The organism is Nocardia carnea (assembly GCF_029869215.1).
Classification (GTDB): domain Bacteria; phylum Actinomycetota; class Actinomycetes; order Mycobacteriales; family Mycobacteriaceae; genus Nocardia; species Nocardia carnea_B.
On record NZ_JARWPM010000432.1, the window covers coordinates 1 to 19,194 of the forward strand.

Genomic DNA, 19,194 nt, shown 5'->3' on the forward strand with positions numbered 1-19,194 from the left:
GGACGAAGACACGAGCGGGGCGCTAAACGGGGGGGGGGAACAGCCCGCGGGGGAATACCCCGGGGACGCGCACCCCCCCCGGGCGGGGGGCCCGCGGGTGACGGAGGTGGTATTAAACCCCCCCCGCGCCCCCCCCCCCGCCGCCCCCCTCCCGCCCCCCGTGTCATCCCCCGGCGCCCTCCACCCTTTACGGTAACCGCCCCGGCTCGTGTCTTCGTCCGGCTCCCCGGCGCGCTGCGCCGGGGCCGGCACATCAGCTGTGGTAGGGCTCGGCGCTGACCAGCGTCACCTTCATGGTGTTGCCGTTGGGCAGGGTGTACTCGCGGGTCTCGCCGACCTTCGCGTCGATCAGTGCGCCGCCCAGCGGGGAGCTGGGGGAGTAGGTCTCGAGATCGGGATTGCCCAGACCTTCTTCGCGGGTCGCGATGAGGAAGGTCTCGGTATCGTCTTCGTCACCGTCGTAGTAGACCTTCACGACCGACCCCGGCAGCGCGACCCCGGATTTGGTGGGCGCCACGCCGACCTTGGCATTGTTCAGCAGTTCCTGCAGCTGCCGGATCCGGGCCTCCTGCTGGCCCTGTTCCTCGCGCGCCGCGTGGTAGCCGCCGTTCTCCTTGAGGTCGCCTTCTTCGCGGCGCTCGTTGATCTCGGCGGCGATGACCGGACGGTTGGCGATGAGCGCGTCGAGTTCGCTCTTGAGCCTGTCGTGCGACTCCGGGGTCAGCCAGGTCACTTGGGTCTCAGTCATCTCGATCACTCCCTAGTAGTTGTCCCCGGCAGGCCGGGATTCCTGATCACTGCCGCACGACCCACCCGCGGGCAGGCATGCTTCAGCCGACGGCTATCGCGATCTGCGGGAAGTTCGAATCACCCCGACAGCCTGATGCCGGACCCTTTCGACTACCCGGCATCGACCGCGTCGGCCGCCAATGCAGCAAACACGGCTCCGTGCCCCGGAACCGTGTGTGAAGCCATTTTAGCATGAATCACAAAGATGCAGGTCGGAGCCGTTTAATGGCGGTGGTGCCGGGTGGCGGCCACGGTCAGCCGGTACGCAGATACCCGGGGACGCTGTCGGTGCAGGTGTAGATCGCGGCCGAGGACGGTCGCTCGCTGGTTTCGATGATCGTGCTCAGCCGGACCGTTTCCTCGGTGCCCGAGGGCTGGACCAGGACCTCGCGGCGGCCCACTTCGACGAGATCGCGGGACATGGCACGGACCACGCAGACCACCGGCACCGAAGGGTCCGAGCGGGTGAGCAGAATTCGCAGCTCGACCGAGGAATCGTCGAGGACGGTGTAGCCGAGCTGTTCGGATTCGATGTCCTTCGGACCGAAATTCTTCCAGCCCAGATAGGCGATGCCGATACCGGCCAGCACCACCACACCGGTGAGCAGTGCGCCCCACCGGCGCCACCGCTGCGGCCGCGCTGCCCGGCCGTAGCGGTCGGCGTGGCGGTCGGTTGCGGAACCCGCGCCGGCCGCTCCGGAAGACGCGCCGGCGGACCCCGCCGCCACGGTAGGCCCGGGTTCCGGCGTGGGCTCGGTCATGATCTGGTGCTCCCAGGGGGTAGGTCGGAACAGAATGGGTCCGGATGGAACTATAGGTAATGAAGTCCGAACACCCGCGACCGAGAGCGACGGTGAACGAGAAGTGAGTGGCCTTCGCCTCATGGCGGTGCATGCCCACCCCGACGATGAATCCAGCAAAGGCGGTGCGACCACCGCCCGCTATGCCGACGAGGGCCATGACGTCCTCGTCGTCACGCTGACCGGTGGGGAACGCGGCAGCATTCTCAACCCTGCCATGGACACCCCCGGGGTGCTGGAGCGTATGCAGGAGATCCGGCGCGAGGAAATGGCGGCCGCGGCCGCGGCGCTGGGAGTGCGGCAGACCTGGCTCGGATTCATCGACTCCGGCCTGCCCGAGGGTGACCCGCTGCCGCCGCTGCCCGAGGATTCGTTCGCGCTCGTTCCGCTCGAGGTGGCCACCGAGGCGCTGGTGCGGGTCGTGCGCGAGTTCAAACCGCACGTGATGACCACTTACGACGAGATGGGTGGCTACCCGCATCCCGACCATATCCGCTGCCACGAGGTCTCGGTGGCGGCGTTCGAGGCCGCCGGTGACCCGGAGCAGTTCCCCGACGCCGGGGAACCGTGGACGCCGTTGAAGCTGTACTACGACCACGGGTTCACGATCCGGCGCATGGAGGTTTTCGCCGAGGAGTTCGCCCGGATGGGTGAACCGTTCCCGCTGCAGGAATGGCTGGACCGCTCCCGTAAGTACGCGGTGGAACGCGGCGACACCATGGCCCGGGTCACCACTCAGGTCGAATGCGGCAAGTACTTCCCGCGCCGCGACGACGCCCTGCGTGCGCACGCGACGCAGGTCGACCCCAACGGCGCCTTTTTCGCCATCCCGCTGGAAATGCAGCAGCGGCTGTGGCCGACCGAGGAGTTCGAACTGGCCCGCACCCGGGTCCGGACCGATATCCCGGAAACCGACCTGTTCGCCGGCATCACCGATGAGCACCGCTGATGATCATGACGCACCTCTCCGTCTACGCCTCCGGACTGCTCGCGCAGACCCCGGGCACCCCGACGGGACCGGAGTTCGGTAAGGCCTCGCCGCTGGGCCTGGCGGTGGTCCTCATCCTGCTCGCCGGGACGTTCCTGCTGGTCCGCTCGATGAACAAACATTTGAAGAACCTGCCGGAAACGTTCGAACCGGATCATCCGGAGCCGGACCAGGAGGCCGACGAGGGCACCGATCCCGGCACGGTCCGCCGCGCCGGGGAATCCGCGAGCCGCGCCGCGGACGATTCCGAACGCTCTTCTTAGCGGACGGCCGACCGCGGCGCCCCGGTCGTCCGCCCCCGGAACATGGGCGGTTCCGATGAGCGAGGAAGCCGCCGGATCACCAATCGATCAAGCCGAGCCGGTGCAGGTGCTCGAAAACCAGCAGGGAACCCGGGGCGACCTCCGGCATGGCGGCATACTCGCCGCCGGTGAAGTACCGGAACTCGGCGATTTCGCCCGCCGGAGCCGGTTCGGCGGTGACCTCGCCCAGGAAACAGGTCATATGCAGCGGGGTGCCGGCCGCGTGCCCGTATGCCTCGGCCTCGAAAACACCCAGCCGGCGGACACCGGTGACTCCGACACCCAGCTCCTCCCGGACTTCCCGGTGCAGTGCCTGCAGGGCCGTCTCGCCGGTATCGATCTTCCCGCCGGCCATGTAGAACACGGTCTTACCGGTCGACCGGGTCTGGATCAGCCGGCGGTCACGAATATGGGCGAGGGCAGCGGTTCTGATCACGGGTCCACGATAGGAGGCCGCGATCCGGCCGGCGGCTCAGCATTCGTTCGGCGCGGGTTCGCCGCGTAGCCGCGCGTCGATCCAGCCGCTGAGCTCGGGATAGCCGCTGACGTAACCGAGCAGATGCTCGCCGCCCACCACGCGGAAGACACCGGGAACGTCGCGGTCGCACTGCTGCCGATACATCCGCTGGGCGTCTGCGAGTGGAATCCACGGATCGTGCAGGCCGTGGTAGATGAACAGCGGCACGGCCGAGGTCCGGTCGGTGAGGTCCAGTTGTTCGAAGGTTCGCGCGGCGAACGGGGTGTCGAGCGCGTTCGCGGTATTCGCGGCGACATCGATCGGAATGCCGACCACCCCGAGCGGGCCCGAGGAATCGCCGCAGATATCGCGCAGCGGCGAGGACGCCACCCATTGCCCGAGGTGGTTCATGTACCGCAGGATCTCGGGGCGTTCCCGCGAGACAGCCAGCGCCACCGTCAACAGGATCCCGGAGGAGATATTGCCGTTGAACTGGTGGGCAACGTTCGAATTATCGGTGACCAGGCCGCCGGCCGCCGCGCCCACCAGCGAATCCCCCAGCTCCGGCGCGTACTCGCCCAGAAGCATGGCCGTGGCGTAGGCGGCGATCGCGCCACCGGAATAGCCGACGGCAACGTATCGGCTGGCACCGAATTCGGCGGGCGCGAACGCGCGTACGGCGCGAATCGAATCGAGCATGACGTGCCCGGCGACATTGGGTTCCGCGTAGGCCATCAGCGGGCCCTCGTGGTCCGGCATGAGCACCGCGTAGCCCTTGCTCAGCGCCAACCAGACCGACGGCAGGAAAACCGGGAAATCGCCGTTCGGCCGGTCCAAGAGGTCGTGTGACAGCTGGAAGCCCGGAGTGCAGTGGGTGCCGAGCGAATTGATCGGCATCGCGTTCACTTCCACCGGCCGGGGCCCCGAGCCGGTCCATTCGGCCGCCGGCACGATCAGTGTCGCTGTTCCGAAGGACGGCGCACCCGTGGCGGAGGTGGACCGGAATTTCAGCAATGTCGCGCGGGCGATGGGGGTGGCCATCCGCAGGGCGGCGGTCGCGGTGATATCCCGTGTCTCGACGATCTGGCCCGGGGTCAGCGTCGCGAGGCCGGCGGGCCAGGAATCGAAGATCGGGTCGCCGACCGCCGACGGCAGAACTCCGCGCCACAGCGCCTCGGCGGGTTCGTCACCGGCGAATTGGGGTGGAGCCGGGATCGTGTTGTCGATCCATTCCTGCAACGGTGACGGATTCGATACGTCCGGCCCGGCCGTCGGCTCCGCGTACGCGCGGGGCACCTGGGCGCCGAATGCCGCGCAACCGGCAAGCAAAGTAACCATGATCACTCGAAGCGGCTTCACGCGCACTCTCACCCTCTGTTCACCACGTTTCCCGAGTATTGGCAGCCGCTGTCGGCGATTCGCAAATCGAAACACGACATCGGTGCGATTTCACAGTGAATCGTGCTCAGGCACTGTGGTTTTCGCCACGTTGCGGCTCGATCAAGATCAGTAGAATGGCGACGCTGTTCGAAACGCACAGTGCGTCATGGCGTTCGGCGATGAGACGGCATCGGTCGACACGGCTCGTTACCCTGCCTGTTGCCCCGGACCTGTTCACCGATCGCTTGAAGGAACCGGAATGAACGATCGACATGCGCGGCTATCTCGCGGGTGGTTGCTACGCATGCTGCTGAGTACGGGCACGATCGGTTGTCTGCTTCTGGCCGGACAACCCTTTGCCGCCGAGGTGCACGCCGTGCCCGGGGCACCGTCGGATCTGCAACAACAGATCGACGACGTGATACCCGCACCGCCCGTACCGCCGGCCGCCGCACCGCCGCACACCGAGATGTCCCCGGATCTCGCGGCACTGTGGCGTGCGGTGCAATCCTCGCCGACCGGCGATCCGATCTTCGATACCTGGCCGGAGCGGCTGGACGAGACGATACCCGGTGAAATTCTCGAGCAGCGCGAGGTGACCGCCACGGCGGCCGAGGTGCTGGCGACGCCCGTCGGCCGTGCACGGCTGCTGAAATACCGTTCGACCGCCGCGAACGGCGAACCCTCCTACGGCACGGCGACCCTGGTCACCCCACCCACCGCCTGGCCGGGGCCCGGTACCCGGCCCGTCCTGGTGGATGCCCGGCCGATCAACTCCTTGGGCAAGCGCTGCACGCCCGGTTACGTGCTGGCGCACGGGCTGCTCAGCGGCGGTAACGTCAGCGGCAGCAGCGCCACCGACGCCTTCCCGCCGACCGCCGCCACGGCTTTGAGCCGGGGCTACGCGGTTCTGATCCCCGACCACGAGGGCCCCTGGATGGCCTACGCGGAACCCAATGTCGCCGGGCAGGTCATCCTCGACGGGATCCGCGCCGTGCGGTCGCTGCCCGATGCCGAATTCGGCGACAGCCGCTTCGCGGTGGGTGGTTACTCCGGCGGCGGTATCGCCTCCTATGCGACGGCCATGCTGCTCGACGACTACGCGCCGGAGCTGTCCGATGCCGTGGTCGGGGTGAGCACGGGCGGCCTCGTCACCGACAACCGCGATATCGCCGACCGGTTCAACGGCAATTTCGCCTCCGGGGTTCTGCTGGTCGTGGTGCTCGCGATGGCGCGGGAGCACCCGGAGATCCTCGGGCACCTGAACCACCTGGCGCAGTGGGCGGCGACCTCGCCGCTCAAGGACGCCTGCGGGGAGCTCGCCGGCCCGATGGGGGTGATCGGCATACCGATCGAGGTCACCGCGAATATCGCGGATCCGCTCGGCAGCGACGTCGCCGAACAGATCTTCACGCGCACGGACCTGAGCGGGCACACCTCCGGGGCGCCGCTGTACATCTACCACGCGGCACACGACCTGTGGATCCCCATCGAAGGAGCCCGCGAACTCTTCCGGCAGCAGTGCGCGCGCGGTGTCACCGCGGTGTTCCGCAGCGACCCCGGCGAGCACGTCACCGGCCTCGGCACCGGCTTCCCCGGTTCCTTCGCCTGGCTCGACGCCCGGCTACGCGGGGAGCCCGCTCCCGGCGAATGCCCCTGACCAGGTGCGCCGGCATGCGGACAATCCCGTCCACTTCACCGTCAAAGCCGCTCCACGATCGTTGCGTTGGCCATCCCTCCTGCCTCGCACATCGTTTGCAGTCCGAACCGGCCACCGGTCCGCTCCAGTGTTTCGATCAACGTGGCCAGGATCCGCACACCCGATGCTCCGAGTGGATGTCCCAAGGCGATGGCGCCGCCATGCACATTGAGCCGATCGTCGGCGACGGCGAGTTCGCGCTGCCACGCCAGCGGAACGCTTGCGAAGGCCTCGTTCACTTCGAAAACATCGATATCGTCGAGCGAAAGATGCGCTCGCGCGACGGCTTTGCGGGTCGCCGGCACCACACCCATGAGCATCAGCGTCGGATCGTCACCGACCACCGCTGTCTCATGCACGCGGGCCCGGGCGCGCAGCCCCAGCGCCTCCGCCTGCCGCGCGGACATCAGTAGGGCCGCACTGGCGCCGTCGGTCAGCGGTGAGGAGTTTCCCGCTGTCACACTCCACGCGATCTCCGGGAACCTGGCGAGCATTGTGTCGTCACGAAATGCCGGGGTGAGTGTCGCGAGCCCGGTCGGGGTCGTGTGGGGCCGGATCGTCTCGTCGGCGTCGAGGCCACAGCCGGGCACGGTGACAAGGTCGGGCGCGAATACACCAGCGGTGGTGGCCTGCGCTGCCCGCTCGTGGGACCGGACGGCGTATTCGTCCATGTGCCGGCGATTCAGCTGCCAGCGGGCGGCCACCAGTTCGGCAGCGATACCCTGTGCCACCAGGGAGCCCGGGAACCGGGCGGAAACGCCCACTCCATACCGGTCGGCGTCGCCGATATTCGACCACAGTGGGGCGTGGCTCATCGACTCCACGCCGCAGGCGATCACGATATCGGCTCCGCCGGCAGCGATCGTATGGGCCGCGAAATGCACGGCCTGCTGGCTAGATCCGCACTGGCGGTCCACGGTGGTCGCGGGTACCGTGACCGGGAAACCCGCGGCCAATACCGCGTTCCGGGTGATATTGGCCGCCTGCTCCCCGGCTTGTGTGACACAGCCGCCGATGACGTCGTCTACCAGCCCTGGATCGATTCCGGTGCGGCGTACCAGCTCACGCAGTACGGTGGCGAGCAGATCCACCGGATGCACCGCTGCCAGCCCACCTCCCGGCTTCCCTTTTCCGCTGGGAGTGCGGACGACGTCGACGATGACCGCGTCCCGTATCTGTCCCGGCACGCCCATTCCGGTTCCCTTCGATGCCCTGTTCATCGCACGAACAACCCGTCCTGCCGTAATTGGATGCCGAGTTCGGGGTATTGGTTCAGAAAGCGCTCCGAGATGCCGGAGACCCGTTGCCGCCAGCGCAGTGCTTCGACGTCCGGCACCACGAAATATGTGCCGGCATAACCGGACACCACCCGTTCGACCACGTTCCGGTCGTCGTCGCGCATCTGCACCCAGCTACCTGTCATCTCTGCACCGGCCGACGTGACCGCGTCGCGCTCCTGCCCGCTCAATCCAGCGAGCCAGTCGGCATTGGCCACCAGGCCGTAGGTGATGAACATCAACCCGGGTACCTGCACAGCGTGCGGGGCGTGCGTGAGGATCTCCGTCGACCAGCCGCCGGGCGACGTGAACACACCGTCGACAGTGCCCGCGGCCATTTCCTGCGCTAGCCTCGGGATGGGGATCGGGACGGGTTCGGCGTCGAGGCCGCGCATCAACGCTTCGTACAGTCCGCCGCCCGCGACTCGAATCCGCTTGCCGCGTATATCCTCCAGGCGGCGGACGTCCTCGCCCGGGAATGCCAGCAACTGATCTGCGCCGCGCATCACCCCGATCACCTCGGCGCCGTGGGGCCTGACCTGCTCCGCCAGCGTGGCCACCACGGCGTCGCGTGTGGTCTCGTCCGACATCGCCGTGTCATCGAGACCGAACGGCAAGTTCATGAATCCGGCCGTGGGTTCGATGGCCTCGAGGTGAGCCATATTCACCGCCGCGATATTCGCCTCCCCGTTCAGCACCGCGTCCAGTGACGCGCGACCGGCGAGTACCTGCTCTTGGGGATTGATCACGACGTCCAGCTCGTCCGACGAGCGGGCGCCGACCTCGGTCGCGAACTTGTCGAAATACGGCAGGCGCGGGTGCCCGTCGGGGATATCGTGCACGAATGACACGGTGCTGATGCCGGCGCCGTCGGTAGGTTCCGTATCGGCGCCGCACGCAGCCACCGAAACGGCTACGATCGCGGCGAAGATCGCACGCGGGCCTCGATGGATTGCGATTCTCATGGTCAGACCTTTCGCAGCACTGCGCGTTGTAATTTCCCCACTTCGTTGCGGGGCAGGGTCTCGACGAAGTCGAAGGCCCGCGGGCTCGCGTGGGCACCTACCCGGCGCGTGACCTCGGCGCGCAGTGCCCGTTCGAGTTCGGGCACGGGCAGGTCGCTGTCCGTGCGGACGATGACCGCGCGCACGATCGTTCCGGTCGGCCCCGCCGCGCTGATCGCGGCGGCCTCGGCGACACCGGGGTGTTCGCAGAGCACGCGTTCGACCTCGACCGGGCTGACGTTGTACCCCGAGGTGACGATCATGTCGTCGTCGCGGCCGAGGAATTCCCACCGTCCGTCGGGGCGCAGGCGAGCTCGATCCTCGGTGACGAACAGGTTGCCGATCCATCGCGCGCGCCAGGCTTCGGGCCGATTCTCGTACCCGATGCTCAGCTGGTAGCGAGGTCGCTCGATCGCGATCAGACCGCTTTCCCCAGCGGCCACCGGCTCGCCGTGGTGATCGACTATCGATACGGAAAACCCCGGTACCGGTCCGCCGAGCGTGCCCGGAATCGGTGGCGGACCCCCCGCCAGATCGGCGAGCACCATACCGACTTCGCTGAGCCCGTAGCCATCTCGAATCGCCGGGCCACAATCCTCGGCCCACGCCGCGGCGGTTGCGGAATCCAGCGGCTCGCCCGCCGCGGCGGCGGTGCGCAGATCGGTGGTCGGGCCGTCCCGATGCAGCGGGATCAGCAGCTTGCGATAGGCGCTCGGTGCCGCCGCCAGGCAGGTGACGCCCTCCTCCTCCACCAGCCGCCACCACGCGAGGGGATCGAAGTTCCCGCTGTAGATCACCCGCGGCACGCCCAACGCCATGGGTGCGGCGCCGGTCGAATACAGCCCGTAGGCCCAGCCGGGGTCGGCCGCGGTGAACAGCAGGTCCCGCGTTGTGAGTCCCAGCGAGGCGCGGGCGAACGGAAGCACCGCCAGCAAGGCCGAATGCGGCATGACGCACGCTTTCGGATCCCCGGTGGTGCCGCTGGTGAACAGGAGAGTAGCCGGATCGTTCGCGCCGGTCGGCACCTCCGGGCGATCCGCCTCACTGCGTTCGGATTCTGCCCAGAAGCTTCGGTCTCCCGGCAGGAGACCGGTACCTTTCGGGCCGGTTACCGTCACCACCGCAATATCGGAGTCCAGGCCGGACACTGCTGCCTGCAGGGTGGCTCGCCAGCGGTGGTCGACAACGATCAGCGCAGCTTCCGAGGTCCGCAGCCGATAGGTGATCGCGTCGACGCCGAAGCCGGAGAACATCGGCACATAGACCATCCCGCTGCGCCAGGCGGCGAGTGCGACGATCCAGCTTTCCACCTGCCGGGACAGCAGGCCCGCGACCCGATCTCCGGCGCGCAGGCCCGCGGCGGCGAACATCGAGGAGGTCTTCACCGCGGCCCGGTAGAGCTCCCGATAGGTCCACCGTTCGCTGGACCCATCGGCATGCCGGACGATCAGCGCGATCCGTCCGGGTTCGGAGGCATACCGACCGCATACCTCCTGCGCGGTATTGAGCCCGGTCAAGGGATTGCGCGACAGGCCGCCCTCTATCTCGGCCCACACGTCGTCCGGTGTTCTGTCCGTGTACAGCCCGGGGTGGTGGTTGGTAGCGTCCGGCTTCTTCATCGACTCCTCCGGGATTCCGAGATGAACGGCACGATGATCAAGGCGAGAAACGTGACCGCACAGGCAATGACGATGTAGGTCGAGATCGCCCACAGCCCGACACCGGCGGCCATGATCGCCGCCGCTATGAAGGGAGCGGGCCCGCTGGTTACCATGCCGCCCACCTGATAGGCGACCGAGGCGCCGGTGTACCGCATCCGGGCGGGGAAGAGCTCGCTGAGATATCCGGCGACGGCGGCATAGGTGAGTGCGTGCCCGAAGGTGACGATCAGAATCATCGCCAGCAGAATCGCCCAGGTGGATCCGGTTCCGAAGAGCCAGAAGAACGGGAAGGCAATGGCCGCCATGTACCCCGAACCGATCAGCAGCACGTTCCGTGCGCCGATCCGGTCGGCGATCCAGGCAACGACCGGCACGGTGGCGATATCGATCAGGCATGCCGCGATCAGGCACAGCAGGATGACGTCTCTGGAGATACCCAGTTCCTTCGGGCCGTAGGACAGGGCGAACACGGTGACCAGATAGAACGGGATATTGGCTGCTGCTTGTACGCAGATCCCCACAGCCAACGAGATTTTCGCTTTACGGAAGACATCGAGCAGCGGAAAGGCGGAGACTGTGCGGGCCGCGCGGACCGCACGGAAATCCGGCGACTCGATTACCTGCATCCGAATATAGAGACCGAGTCCGACCAGCACGATGCTCGCCAAGAACGGCAGCCGCCAGGCCCAGGACATCAGTTGATCATCGGGCAGGGCGCCCACCGCGAGGAAGGCCGCAGAGGAGAGCACCAGTCCGGCCGGCACACCCGCCTGCGGCCAGCTGCCGTAGAAGGCACGCCGACCCGCCGGCGCGTGCTCGACCGCCATGAGTACCGCTCCGCCCCATTCACCACCGACCGCGAAGCCCTGGATCAGTCTGGCGAATACGAGCAGGACCGGCGCGGTGACACCGATCTGTGCGTAGCCGGGCAACAGTCCGATCGCGACGGTGCTGAGTCCCATCATCAGCAATGACAGGACCAGCATCTTCTTCCTGCCGATCCGATCGCCGAAATGGCCGAAAACTATGCCACCGATCGGGCGTGCGACGAAGGCGACGCCGAAGGTGGCGAAGGCGGCCAGTGTTCCCGCCACCGGGCTCAGCGAGGGAAAGAACTGCTCGTTGAAGACGAGTGCGGCTGCGGTGCCGAAGAGGAAGAAGTCGTACCACTCGATGGCGGTGCCGATGAAGCTGGCGAAGGCGACCTTCGCGGGGCGGACCGTGGTGCCCGCGACCGGTGGCTCGGTCGTTGCCTCGGAGGTTGTCGTTGTCACTGGTTGGCTCCCAACCGGGATGTGGGCGGGTGGACAAGGCGGCGCGAGGCCGGACCTCCGTTGCCCCCCCACATCTGGCAGATCGCTGTGTGCCGCATCACAAGAGAAGCACGTATCGCCTCGGCGCGCAAGAGGGAATGTACCAATCGGTACCTACGTTTCATCCTCTATTTGGAAGGAGTAAATGGCATATCACCAGCACTTTCTTTGACAATTCAACGGCATCTAGGAAAAAGTTGTACCAGTCAGTACCATGGTCATATGGCAACCTCGAGCTCATTACCGCAGGCGGACGGCGCGCGTACGGTGCTGGTCACCGGAGGCTCTCGCGGCATCGGTGCGGGCATTACCCACCTCCTCAGTGCGCGACATCGCAATATCGCCTGCGGCTACCGGAGCAATCGCGAAGCGGCCGAGAAGCTGGCCGCCGACGCACCCGAGCGCATCGAGCCGGTGCATTACGACTCATCGCTCCCGCACACCGCGGACGCGGCCGTAGCCGCGGCGCTCGCGCGGTGGGGCCGGCTCGACGGGCTGATCCTCAACGCCGGCCAATGGCACGGAGGGCGACTGGACACCATGGACCCCCAGCTGTGGTGGCGGGTCATCGAGGACAACCTCAAAGGCATCGCCGACCTGACGCGGGCGGCGCTACCGGTACTCGGCCGCGCTCCGGAACCCAGCATCGTGCTGATTTCCTCTGTGGTCGGCATCATCGGTCATGCGGGTGACACCGCATATGCCAGCGCCAAGGCGGCGATGACCGGATTCGCCCGCTCGCTGGCCAAAGAGGTGGGCCGCAACGGTATCCGGGTCAACGTGCTGGCGCCCGGTTTTGTCGAGACCGATATGACCGCGGCGGTTTCCGAACGCGCCCGGCGGTCGATCGTCGAGCGCGCCGCCCTCGGCCGCTTCGGCACCGTCGAGGAGGTCGCGCGGGCGGCGGTCTTCCTCAGCGAGGATGCGGGTTACTGCACCGGCGCTGTCCTCACCGCCGACGGGGGCTGGTCGCTCTGAGCGTTCGGCCGCCGGCCGGTCCATGAATTCCCTACGAGCACAGGAGCTCTCGAATGACGAATACCCCCATGGCCGAGGACGATTACCGGCGATTGTGCCAGCGGATCCGGGCAACCATCTGGGACGAGCTCGACCCCCTCGAGCAGCGCATCGAAGACGAGGAAGCCATCCCCTACGACATCGTGCTACCCGCACTGCGCGAATCGGGGGCCTTCGGCCTGCTCGTTCCTCGCGAGTACGGCGGCAGCGGGCTTTCGATCGGACAGTATCTGCCGATCATCGCCGAATTCGCCAAGATCCAAGGCGGTCTGCGCGTGATCGTGCACGTCCACAACTCCTTCGCGCACGCGCTCTCCGAGATCGGCAGTCCGGAACAGTGCGCCGCGATCCTGCCCGGCGCGGCGACCGGGTCGAGATCGCTGGCCTTCGCGCTCACCGAACCGGACCACGGCACCGGCGCCGACCTGGGAACCACTGCGACTGCCAAGGGAACCGGTTATGTTCTCAGCGGACGCAAATGGTTGATCACCAACTCCGATATCGCCACCCACTTCCTGGTCTTCGCGAAGACGGATCCCGAGCAGGTCTCGGCATTCCTGGTCGAGCGAGACGCACCCGGATTCGGTATCCGGCCGCTGCCCGAGACGATGGGGTGTAAGGGCGGAGAGCACGGCATCCTCACCCTGGACGACGTGCCGGTACCCGGCAGTGCCCTGGTGGGCGCGGTAGGCAGCGGCCAGCAGCACCTGGAGCGCGCACTGGAGATCAGCCGCGTGTTCATCGCGGCCAGTTCCCTCGGCACGGCCGAACGTTCACTCGAGCTCTCGCTCGCGCATGCCGGAACCCGGGTGACCTTCGGGAAGCCGATCGGCGAGCGCCAAGCGATCCAACGTTACCTGGCAGAGATGGCGATCGACATCTACGCGCTGCGTGGCATGCTGATCGATGCGGCCGGCAAATGGGATGCCGGAAAACGGATCCCGGCCGAATCCGCAATGTGCAAGCAGTTCGGGCTGGAAGCTGTCGGCCGGGTCACCGACCGGGCGCTGCTGATCCACGGCGGTATCGGCTACACGCGCAGGCACCCCATAGAGCGTCTCTATCGAGACGCGCGGCTCAACTGGCTCGAGGAAGGCACACCCACAATCCAGTACATGGTCGCTGCGCGGGAGTTGCTCTCTGGCTTCGCTTTCGCCGATGCTCTGAGCAGTCTATCCACGCAGTGACGAGGGCACGCCCGGCAGCAAGTGCTGCCGGGCGATCGCTGCAGCGATCGCCCGCCGCCCCGGATCCCGGGTGCGAGGTGCTCGACGAGTTCGATAAGTCCGATCGACTCGGCGCCGAAGAAGGCGGCCAGTTGCGTACGTGGCCGAGGCAGCGGCCTGCCGTGCGAGTGACACTTCGCCGACGCCGGCGACCATGCCCGCAGCGTCGAATATCGGCGCGCGGACCGCACCCCTCGCGGACACGACGACCCTATGGGTGCTGCGCGAAGACGTCCCGGGCGACTGTTATCGCATTGAGTACTCGCGGGAACCCCGCGTAGGAGACGAGGTGGATAAGTGCCTCGATCACCTCGGACCGGTGAAGTCCGACATTGAGAGCCGCACCGATATGAACACGTAGTTGAGGTGCCGTGTCGCCGCATGCGGTGAGTGCGCCGAGAGTGACGAGCTGCCGTTTCTGCGGGTCGAGCCACGGGCGGTTGTACACGTCACCGAAGGCGAATTCGACAATGTAGTGCCCGAGGTCGGGCGCGATGTCGCGCAGCGATTCGATGACGTCGAGCCCGTGCTGCCCGTCGATTTCCACCAGCTTCTTCGCTCCGCGGTCGTAGCGGTCGCGGTCATCGGTCTGCACCGGTGGGGTGAATGGTGTTCCGGCGTCGGTGAATACCTTTCTGGCAACGGTCACCGCATTGAGAGCCCGGGGGAATCCGGTGAACGGCACCAGATGGATGAGCGCCTCGACGATTTCGGCCGGAGTCACCCCGGCCCGCAGCGCCGCGTCGATATGGAAATTCAATTGTGCTGCGGTATCGCCCTGCGCGGCCAGCGCGGCGACGGTGACCAGCTGCCGCTGCGGAGCATCGAGCCCCGGTCTGACATAGATGTCACCGAAGGCGAATTCCACGATGTACCGGCCCAGGTCCGGCGCGATGTCTTCGAGGGCCGTGATCACCTGGGGACCACGCTCACCGGAAATTTCGCGTAGGGCCGCCATACCGCGTGCGTAGCGGTCGGGCTCGGTGGGCGCGGCCAGGGCGGCGGTTGCCATCGAGCCGACCACGGCACCGGCGCCGAGCAACACTCCTTTGGTTACCAGATCTCTACGGTTCGTAGTGGAATTTTCGACAGGGTCGGTCATTGGGGTGTTCCTAAGATTCAGCGGTACTCGAGCGCAGGTGCGCCGCAAGACGGTCGCGACCGTCAGGTCGCGGGCCGCCGCAGGATTCCGTCGAGCAATGCGTCGAGGAATTCGTCGGCGAGCTGGTCGGGGCCGGTCGGACCGTCCGGCTCGAACCACAGGTAGGTGTAATTGAGCATGCCCAGGATGCCTTTGACGAGCAGCCGTGGCACGTGTCCGAGGGTGCCGTCGGCGACGCCCCGGTCGAGGGCTTGACGCCAATATCCCTCGTATCGTTCGCGGGCCGCGACGACTCGGTCGCGATTACTGCCGGTGAGTGAGGTGTACTCGCGGAAGAACACCGCCCACTCGGCGCGGTGTGTCGCGATATTACGCACCAGCGCCCGTGCCATCTCGCGCAGTAGTTCTTCGGTAGGAAGGTCGGTGCGCAGCAGCTCCTCCGCCTGTTGGTTCATTCGGTCCACCTGCGTTCTGCTGATATGGAACAGCAGTGCTTCCTTGCTGCCGATGTAGCGGTACAGCGCTCCGCGCCCCAACCCGACCGCATCGCAGAGTTCGGTGATGCCGGTGCCGTGGTAGCTCGTGCTTGCCCAGAGCTCTGCTGCCTTACGAACGACTTGCTCCTGCTTGAGCTCGAAGGTGGTCGTGGTCATTACTTCGCTTTCACTCGTACGGGGTCGGGTCGGTCCGCAACATCGACGGCCGCGCCGGCGGGGACGATTCGCAGTGATCAGTCTGCGGTCAGCGAGGTGGAGGCACTGATCGAGGTCGCCGACCGAGTCGTCGCCGCGGCACGTCCGCAGCGGACGGTGGTGCGTGCGGTACGACCCGTGCGCCGTGCCGAGCGTTCAGCCAGGGAGGTGTTGTCATGTTGTACCGATCGATACATTAGCGTTTGTCGGCGCAGGTGAATAGTTCGTGCTCGGCAGTCAAAACCGCATGTAGTAGCTCGATATTTCTCCTATTTCATCGACTCAAGTCCTGAGATTTTCATTGTACCAAATGTTACAAGACGGCTTGCGCTCCGGTGCTGGGCCGTGCTTTGCTGTGTCGTAGCACACAGCGACCCGTTGCACGGTCACCTTTCTCGCAGCGTTCGCCGCGGTCCAGCGGTGAAACCCGCGAACACATCCCCGGAGGAGAGTCGATGAAGACACGCGGCGCAATCTGCTGGCATCCCGGTGCGGGCAAGGGCTGGTCGGTCGAGGACATCGAGCTGGACCCGCCACAGCCGGACGAGGTCCTGGTCAGGCTGGCCGCGTCGGGCTTGTGCCACTCCGACGACCACATCGACTCCGGCGTCTACGTCGGCCTCGACCCGATGCTCGGCGGTCACGAAGGTGCGGGCGTGGTCGAGGAGGTCGGTTCGCAGGTCAAGGGCCTCGCTCCGGGCGATCATGTTGTGCTCGCGTTCATTCCGTCCTGCGGGCGTTGCTTGTCCTGTGTGTCCGGCAGGACACATCTGTGCGATCTGGGCGCGCATCTGTTCGGCGGAGTCGCGCTGTCCGACGGCACCCATCGGGTCAAGGCGCGTGGGCAGGGCGTGGGCACGATGTGCCTGCTCGGTACCTTCGCGCCGTACGTGGTGGTCAACGAGGCCAACGTCGTCAAGATCCGCGACGATGTGCCGCTGGAGAAGGCCGCCTTGGTCGGCTGCGGGGTCACCACGGGCTGGGGTTCGGCGTTCCACACGGCGGGCACCGAACCCGGAGACACCGTGGTCGTCATCGGTAGCGGCGGCATCGGTATGAACGCCGTGCAAGGTGCCCGCTACGCCGGCGCCAAGCAGGTTGTGGCGGTCGACACCGTCGAGTTCAAACGCGAAAAGGCCAAGGAATTCGGCGCGACGCACACCGCCGCGAGTATCGAGGAGGCGCTGCCGCTGGTGGAAGAGCTGACCCACGGGACCATGGCGCAGCGGGTCATCCTCACCACCAGCATCGCCACGGGCGACCTCGTCGAACCCGCGCTGAAACTCGCCGGCAAACGCGGCGTGCTGGTGGTCACCGCCGTCGCTCCGGGTGATCAGCTCAACGTCGACCTCGACCTGTTCGTGCTGACCTGCTACGAGAAGGAGATCCGGGGCGGGTTGTTCGGCTCGTCCAACCCCCGCATCGACATCCCGCGCCTGCTCGACCTCTATATGGAAGGTGAGCTCAAACTCGACGAGCTGATCACCACGACGTACTCGCTCGACGACATCAATCAGGGATACCAGGACATGCTCGCCGGAAAGAACATCCGCGGGCTCATCACCTACGCGGAGGCTTGATCATGACAGCGACGACTCTCCAGTCCACCAAATCCGAGCGGCTGCGCGCCGACGTCCGCGACTTCCTGGCCCGGGTCGGTCCGTTCCTGATCGACGGCGAGTGGGTCACCGCCCGCGACGGTGCCACCATCGACACCGTCGACCCGAGTGACGGCACAACGCTGGCCCGCGTTGCCGCGGCCGACCGTGCCGAGATCGACCGCGCGGTCGACGCCGCCCGTCGCGCTCTCGACGGGCGGTGGGCCCAGCTGACGCCCGCCGCACGCGGCACGCTGATCTGGCGGCTCGCCGGCCTGCTCGAGGATTGTGCCGAAGAGTTCGCCCAGCTGGAATCGCTCGACCAGGGCAAACCCCAGGCAGCCGCGCTGGCCGTGGACATTCCGTTGGCTGCCGGCCAGCTGCGCTATATGGCGGGGTTGGCGGACAAGATCGGTGGCAAGACGACCGAGCTGTCCGTGCCGTACGCCCCCGGATCGCACTACCACGCCTACACCCGCAAGGAACCCGTCGGTGTAGTCGGCGCGATCATCCCGTGGAACTTTCCCCTGAACATGGCCGCCTGGAAGCTCGCACCCGCGCTTGCGGCCGGCTGCACGGTGGTACTCAAACCCGCGGAACAAACCCCGCTCACGGCGCTGCGGCTCGGCGAGTTGTTCGACCGGGCGGGCTTTCCGCCGGGCGTGGTCAACATCGTGCCGGGCTACGGCGATACCGCCGGCGCAGCACTCGCCGCGCACCCCGGCGTCGACAAGATCGCGTTCACCGGGTCGACCGAGGTAGGCCGGGAAATCCTGCGGGCCGCGGGCGGCAACCTGAAGAAGGTCTCGCTGGAGCTCGGCGGAAAATCACCCCACGTCATCTTCGCCGATGCAGATCTGGATGCCGCAATCGCCGGGGCCGCAGCGGGCATCTTCTTCAACAAGGGTGAAGTGTGTAGCGCGGGGTCCCGGATCTATGTCCAGCGAGACGCCTTCGACCAGGTCGCCGAAGGCCTTGCCGGCGCGGCCGGTGCCTTGCGGATCGGAGACCCGCTCGACCCGGAAACCGAAATCGGACCACTGGTCTCCGCCGAACAGCTGGCCAGGGTGCAGGGCATGGTCGAAGGCGGGGTTCGCACCGGCGCCCGGGCACTTGCCGGCGGCGGTCGGCACGGCGAGCGCGGCTTCTACTTCGAGCCGACTGTGCTCGTTGATGTCGCCCAGGAGTCGGAGGTGGTTCAGCGGGAGATCTTCGGCCCGGTTGTTACCGTGCAGCCCTTCGATACCGCAGACGACCTTCGCCTCCTGGCGAACGACACCCACTACGGACTCGCCGCTGGGGTATGGACCCGCGACGTGAGCCGAGCCCACCGGACCGCCGAGATGCTCCGCGCCGGGACAGTGTGGGTCAACTGCTACAACGTCTACTCCGCCGGCCTGCCGTTCGGCGGCTACAAGCAGTCGGGCTGGGGACGCGAGCAGGGCGCCGAGGCGATTGACCTGTACCTCGAGACGAAGTCGATATGTGTACAGCTCTGAAACCCCGAACCCGCGACACAGGAGCCACAGGAGCACTCTCATGACCCGAACCGCCGAGGAGATCATCGACCACCACGTGGCCGCCCTCGCCGCGGGCAATGTCGACGCCGTGGTCGCCGACTACGCCGAAGACGCCCGATTCGTGACCACCGATGGAGTGGTGGCCGGACGGGCTTCGCTCGCGAAGACCATCGCCGGAATCGTCGAACAGTTCCCCGGATTCACCGTCACGATCGTCAACCTCGTCGTCGACGACGATATCGTCCTGCTGGAATGGACCGCTGACACCCAGGGCCATGTTCTCACCGACGGTGTCGACACCTTCCTCATCCGTGACGATCGGATCCAGCTGCAAACGGCCCGGTTCACCGTGCACGCGAAGGAGAGCTT

At 66.7% G+C, this 19,194-nt stretch carries 18 protein-coding genes; 8 read left to right on the forward strand and 10 right to left on the reverse strand.

Going from position 1 to position 19,194, the window contains the following annotated elements; genetic code table 11:
• Positions 1 to 253: 253 nt before the first annotated feature.
• Complete coding sequence (gene greA, locus QH276_RS32430; protein WP_280402730.1) at positions 254 to 748, reverse strand: transcription elongation factor GreA; 495 nt, start codon at positions 746 to 748, stop codon at positions 254 to 256.
• A gap of 295 nt (positions 749 to 1,043) precedes the next feature.
• Entirely contained in the window at positions 1,044 to 1,550 is a 507-nt protein-coding gene (locus QH276_RS32435) for a DUF4307 domain-containing protein (protein ID WP_280402729.1), read from the reverse strand.
• 121 nt (positions 1,551 to 1,671) lie between these two features.
• On the opposite strand from QH276_RS32435, the gene mca reads away from it, so the two are divergent.
• Together mca and QH276_RS32445 are read left to right on the forward strand one after the other, a co-directional pair.
• Complete coding sequence (mca, locus tag QH276_RS32440; RefSeq protein ID WP_280402733.1) at positions 1,672 to 2,538, forward strand: mycothiol conjugate amidase Mca; 867 nt, start codon at positions 1,672 to 1,674, stop codon at positions 2,536 to 2,538.
• Positions 2,538 to 2,840 (forward strand): hypothetical protein, encoded by a 303-nt coding sequence (locus tag QH276_RS32445; protein WP_280402728.1) that lies wholly within the window; start codon positions 2,538 to 2,540, stop codon positions 2,838 to 2,840. The genes mca and QH276_RS32445 overlap by 1 nt, the downstream gene beginning before the upstream one ends.
• A 76-nt stretch (positions 2,841 to 2,916) precedes the next feature.
• On the opposite strand, the gene QH276_RS32450 is transcribed toward QH276_RS32445, so the two are convergent.
• Both QH276_RS32450 and QH276_RS32455 read right to left on the reverse strand, forming a co-directional pair.
• Entirely contained in the window at positions 2,917 to 3,315 is a 399-nt protein-coding gene (locus QH276_RS32450) for an NUDIX hydrolase (RefSeq protein ID WP_280402727.1), read from the reverse strand.
• 36 nt (positions 3,316 to 3,351) lie between these two features.
• Positions 3,352 to 4,674 (reverse strand): lipase family protein, encoded by a 1,323-nt coding sequence (locus QH276_RS32455; RefSeq protein WP_280402726.1) that lies wholly within the window; start codon positions 4,672 to 4,674, stop codon positions 3,352 to 3,354.
• Positions 4,675 to 4,975: 301 nt separating this feature from the next.
• Here QH276_RS32455 and QH276_RS32460 point away from each other — a divergent pair, with 301 nt between their 5' ends.
• On the forward strand, positions 4,976 to 6,376 hold the full coding sequence (locus QH276_RS32460) for a lipase family protein (RefSeq protein ID WP_280402725.1): 1,401 nt from the start codon (positions 4,976 to 4,978) through the stop codon (positions 6,374 to 6,376).
• A 41-nt stretch (positions 6,377 to 6,417) separates the two neighbouring features.
• Here QH276_RS32460 and QH276_RS32465 read toward each other — a convergent pair whose 3' ends face one another.
• From QH276_RS32465 to QH276_RS32480, 4 genes are read right to left on the reverse strand one after another with little or no spacing between them, the layout of a single operon-like run.
• Positions 6,418 to 7,590 carry a thiolase family protein gene (locus tag QH276_RS32465; protein WP_280402732.1) on the reverse strand — a complete coding sequence of 391 codons (1,173 nt, stop codon included), beginning with the start codon at positions 7,588 to 7,590 and terminating at the stop codon, positions 6,418 to 6,420.
• A gap of 41 nt (positions 7,591 to 7,631) precedes the next feature.
• Entirely contained in the window at positions 7,632 to 8,657 is a 1,026-nt protein-coding gene (locus tag QH276_RS32470) for a TRAP transporter substrate-binding protein (RefSeq protein ID WP_280402724.1), read from the reverse strand.
• 2 nt (positions 8,658 to 8,659) lie between these two features.
• Entirely contained in the window at positions 8,660 to 10,315 is a 1,656-nt protein-coding gene (locus tag QH276_RS32475) for an AMP-binding protein (protein ID WP_280402723.1), read from the reverse strand.
• The gene (locus tag QH276_RS32480) at positions 10,312 to 11,631 is read right to left on the reverse strand and encodes an MFS transporter (protein ID WP_280402722.1); all 1,320 of its coding nucleotides are present in this window, start codon (positions 11,629 to 11,631) and stop codon (positions 10,312 to 10,314) included. Before QH276_RS32480 ends, QH276_RS32475 begins: the two co-directional genes overlap by 4 nt.
• 261 nt (positions 11,632 to 11,892) lie before the next feature.
• Here QH276_RS32480 and QH276_RS32485 point away from each other — a divergent pair, with 261 nt between their 5' ends.
• Both QH276_RS32485 and QH276_RS32490 read left to right on the forward strand, forming a co-directional pair.
• Positions 11,893 to 12,648: an SDR family oxidoreductase gene (locus QH276_RS32485; protein ID WP_280402721.1), complete on the forward strand. Its 756-nt coding sequence runs from the start codon at positions 11,893 to 11,895 to the stop codon at positions 12,646 to 12,648.
• A gap of 53 nt (positions 12,649 to 12,701) precedes the next feature.
• Entirely contained in the window at positions 12,702 to 13,874 is a 1,173-nt protein-coding gene (locus QH276_RS32490) for an acyl-CoA dehydrogenase family protein (protein ID WP_432278755.1), read from the forward strand.
• A 250-nt stretch (positions 13,875 to 14,124) separates the two neighbouring features.
• On the opposite strand, the gene QH276_RS32495 is transcribed toward QH276_RS32490, so the two are convergent.
• Both QH276_RS32495 and QH276_RS32500 read right to left on the reverse strand, forming a co-directional pair.
• Positions 14,125 to 15,015, reverse strand: a complete 891-nt coding sequence (locus tag QH276_RS32495; RefSeq protein ID WP_280399701.1) for a carboxymuconolactone decarboxylase family protein — start codon at positions 15,013 to 15,015, stop codon at positions 14,125 to 14,127.
• Positions 15,016 to 15,077: 62 nt separating this feature from the next.
• Positions 15,078 to 15,668, reverse strand: coding sequence for a TetR/AcrR family transcriptional regulator (locus QH276_RS32500; RefSeq protein WP_280399700.1), 591 nt, complete (start codon positions 15,666 to 15,668; stop codon positions 15,078 to 15,080).
• A gap of 494 nt (positions 15,669 to 16,162) precedes the next feature.
• Here QH276_RS32500 and QH276_RS32505 point away from each other — a divergent pair, with 494 nt between their 5' ends.
• From QH276_RS32505 to QH276_RS32515, 3 genes are all read left to right on the forward strand, one after another.
• On the forward strand, positions 16,163 to 17,287 hold the full coding sequence (locus QH276_RS32505; RefSeq protein ID WP_280399699.1) for an NDMA-dependent alcohol dehydrogenase: 1,125 nt from the start codon (positions 16,163 to 16,165) through the stop codon (positions 17,285 to 17,287).
• A 2-nt stretch (positions 17,288 to 17,289) separates the two neighbouring features.
• The gene (locus QH276_RS32510) at positions 17,290 to 18,804 is read left to right on the forward strand and encodes an aldehyde dehydrogenase family protein (protein ID WP_280399698.1); all 1,515 of its coding nucleotides are present in this window, start codon (positions 17,290 to 17,292) and stop codon (positions 18,802 to 18,804) included.
• A 40-nt stretch (positions 18,805 to 18,844) separates the two neighbouring features.
• Positions 18,845 to 19,194, forward strand: a 350-nt coding sequence (locus tag QH276_RS32515) for a nuclear transport factor 2 family protein (protein WP_280407004.1), incomplete at its 3' end; no start/stop codon positions are given.

Coding starts and splice junctions, on each gene's coding strand:
- greA (WP_280402730.1), bottom strand. CDS start 748: ATGACTGAGACCCAAGTGACCTGGCTGACCCCGGAGTCGCACGACAGG.
- QH276_RS32435 (WP_280402729.1), bottom strand. CDS start 1,550: ATGACCGAGCCCACGCCGGAACCCGGGCCTACCGTGGCGGCGGGGTCC.
- QH276_RS32500 (WP_280399700.1), bottom strand. CDS start 15,668: ATGACCACGACCACCTTCGAGCTCAAGCAGGAGCAAGTCGTTCGTAAG.
- QH276_RS32445 (WP_280402728.1), top strand. CDS start 2,538: ATGATCATGACGCACCTCTCCGTCTACGCCTCCGGACTGCTCGCGCAG.
- QH276_RS32455 (WP_280402726.1), bottom strand. CDS start 4,674: ATGGTTACTTTGCTTGCCGGTTGCGCGGCATTCGGCGCCCAGGTGCCC.
- QH276_RS32475 (WP_280402723.1), bottom strand. CDS start 10,315: ATGAAGAAGCCGGACGCTACCAACCACCACCCCGGGCTGTACACGGAC.
- QH276_RS32460 (WP_280402725.1), top strand. CDS start 4,976: ATGAACGATCGACATGCGCGGCTATCTCGCGGGTGGTTGCTACGCATG.
- QH276_RS32505 (WP_280399699.1), top strand. CDS start 16,163: ATGAAGACACGCGGCGCAATCTGCTGGCATCCCGGTGCGGGCAAGGGC.
- QH276_RS32470 (WP_280402724.1), bottom strand. CDS start 8,657: ATGAGAATCGCAATCCATCGAGGCCCGCGTGCGATCTTCGCCGCGATC.
- mca (WP_280402733.1), top strand. CDS start 1,672: ATGGCGGTGCATGCCCACCCCGACGATGAATCCAGCAAAGGCGGTGCG.
- QH276_RS32510 (WP_280399698.1), top strand. CDS start 17,290: ATGACAGCGACGACTCTCCAGTCCACCAAATCCGAGCGGCTGCGCGCC.
- QH276_RS32495 (WP_280399701.1), bottom strand. CDS start 15,015: ATGACCGACCCTGTCGAAAATTCCACTACGAACCGTAGAGATCTGGTA.
- QH276_RS32485 (WP_280402721.1), top strand. CDS start 11,893: ATGGCAACCTCGAGCTCATTACCGCAGGCGGACGGCGCGCGTACGGTG.
- QH276_RS32490 (WP_432278755.1), top strand. CDS start 12,702: ATGACGAATACCCCCATGGCCGAGGACGATTACCGGCGATTGTGCCAG.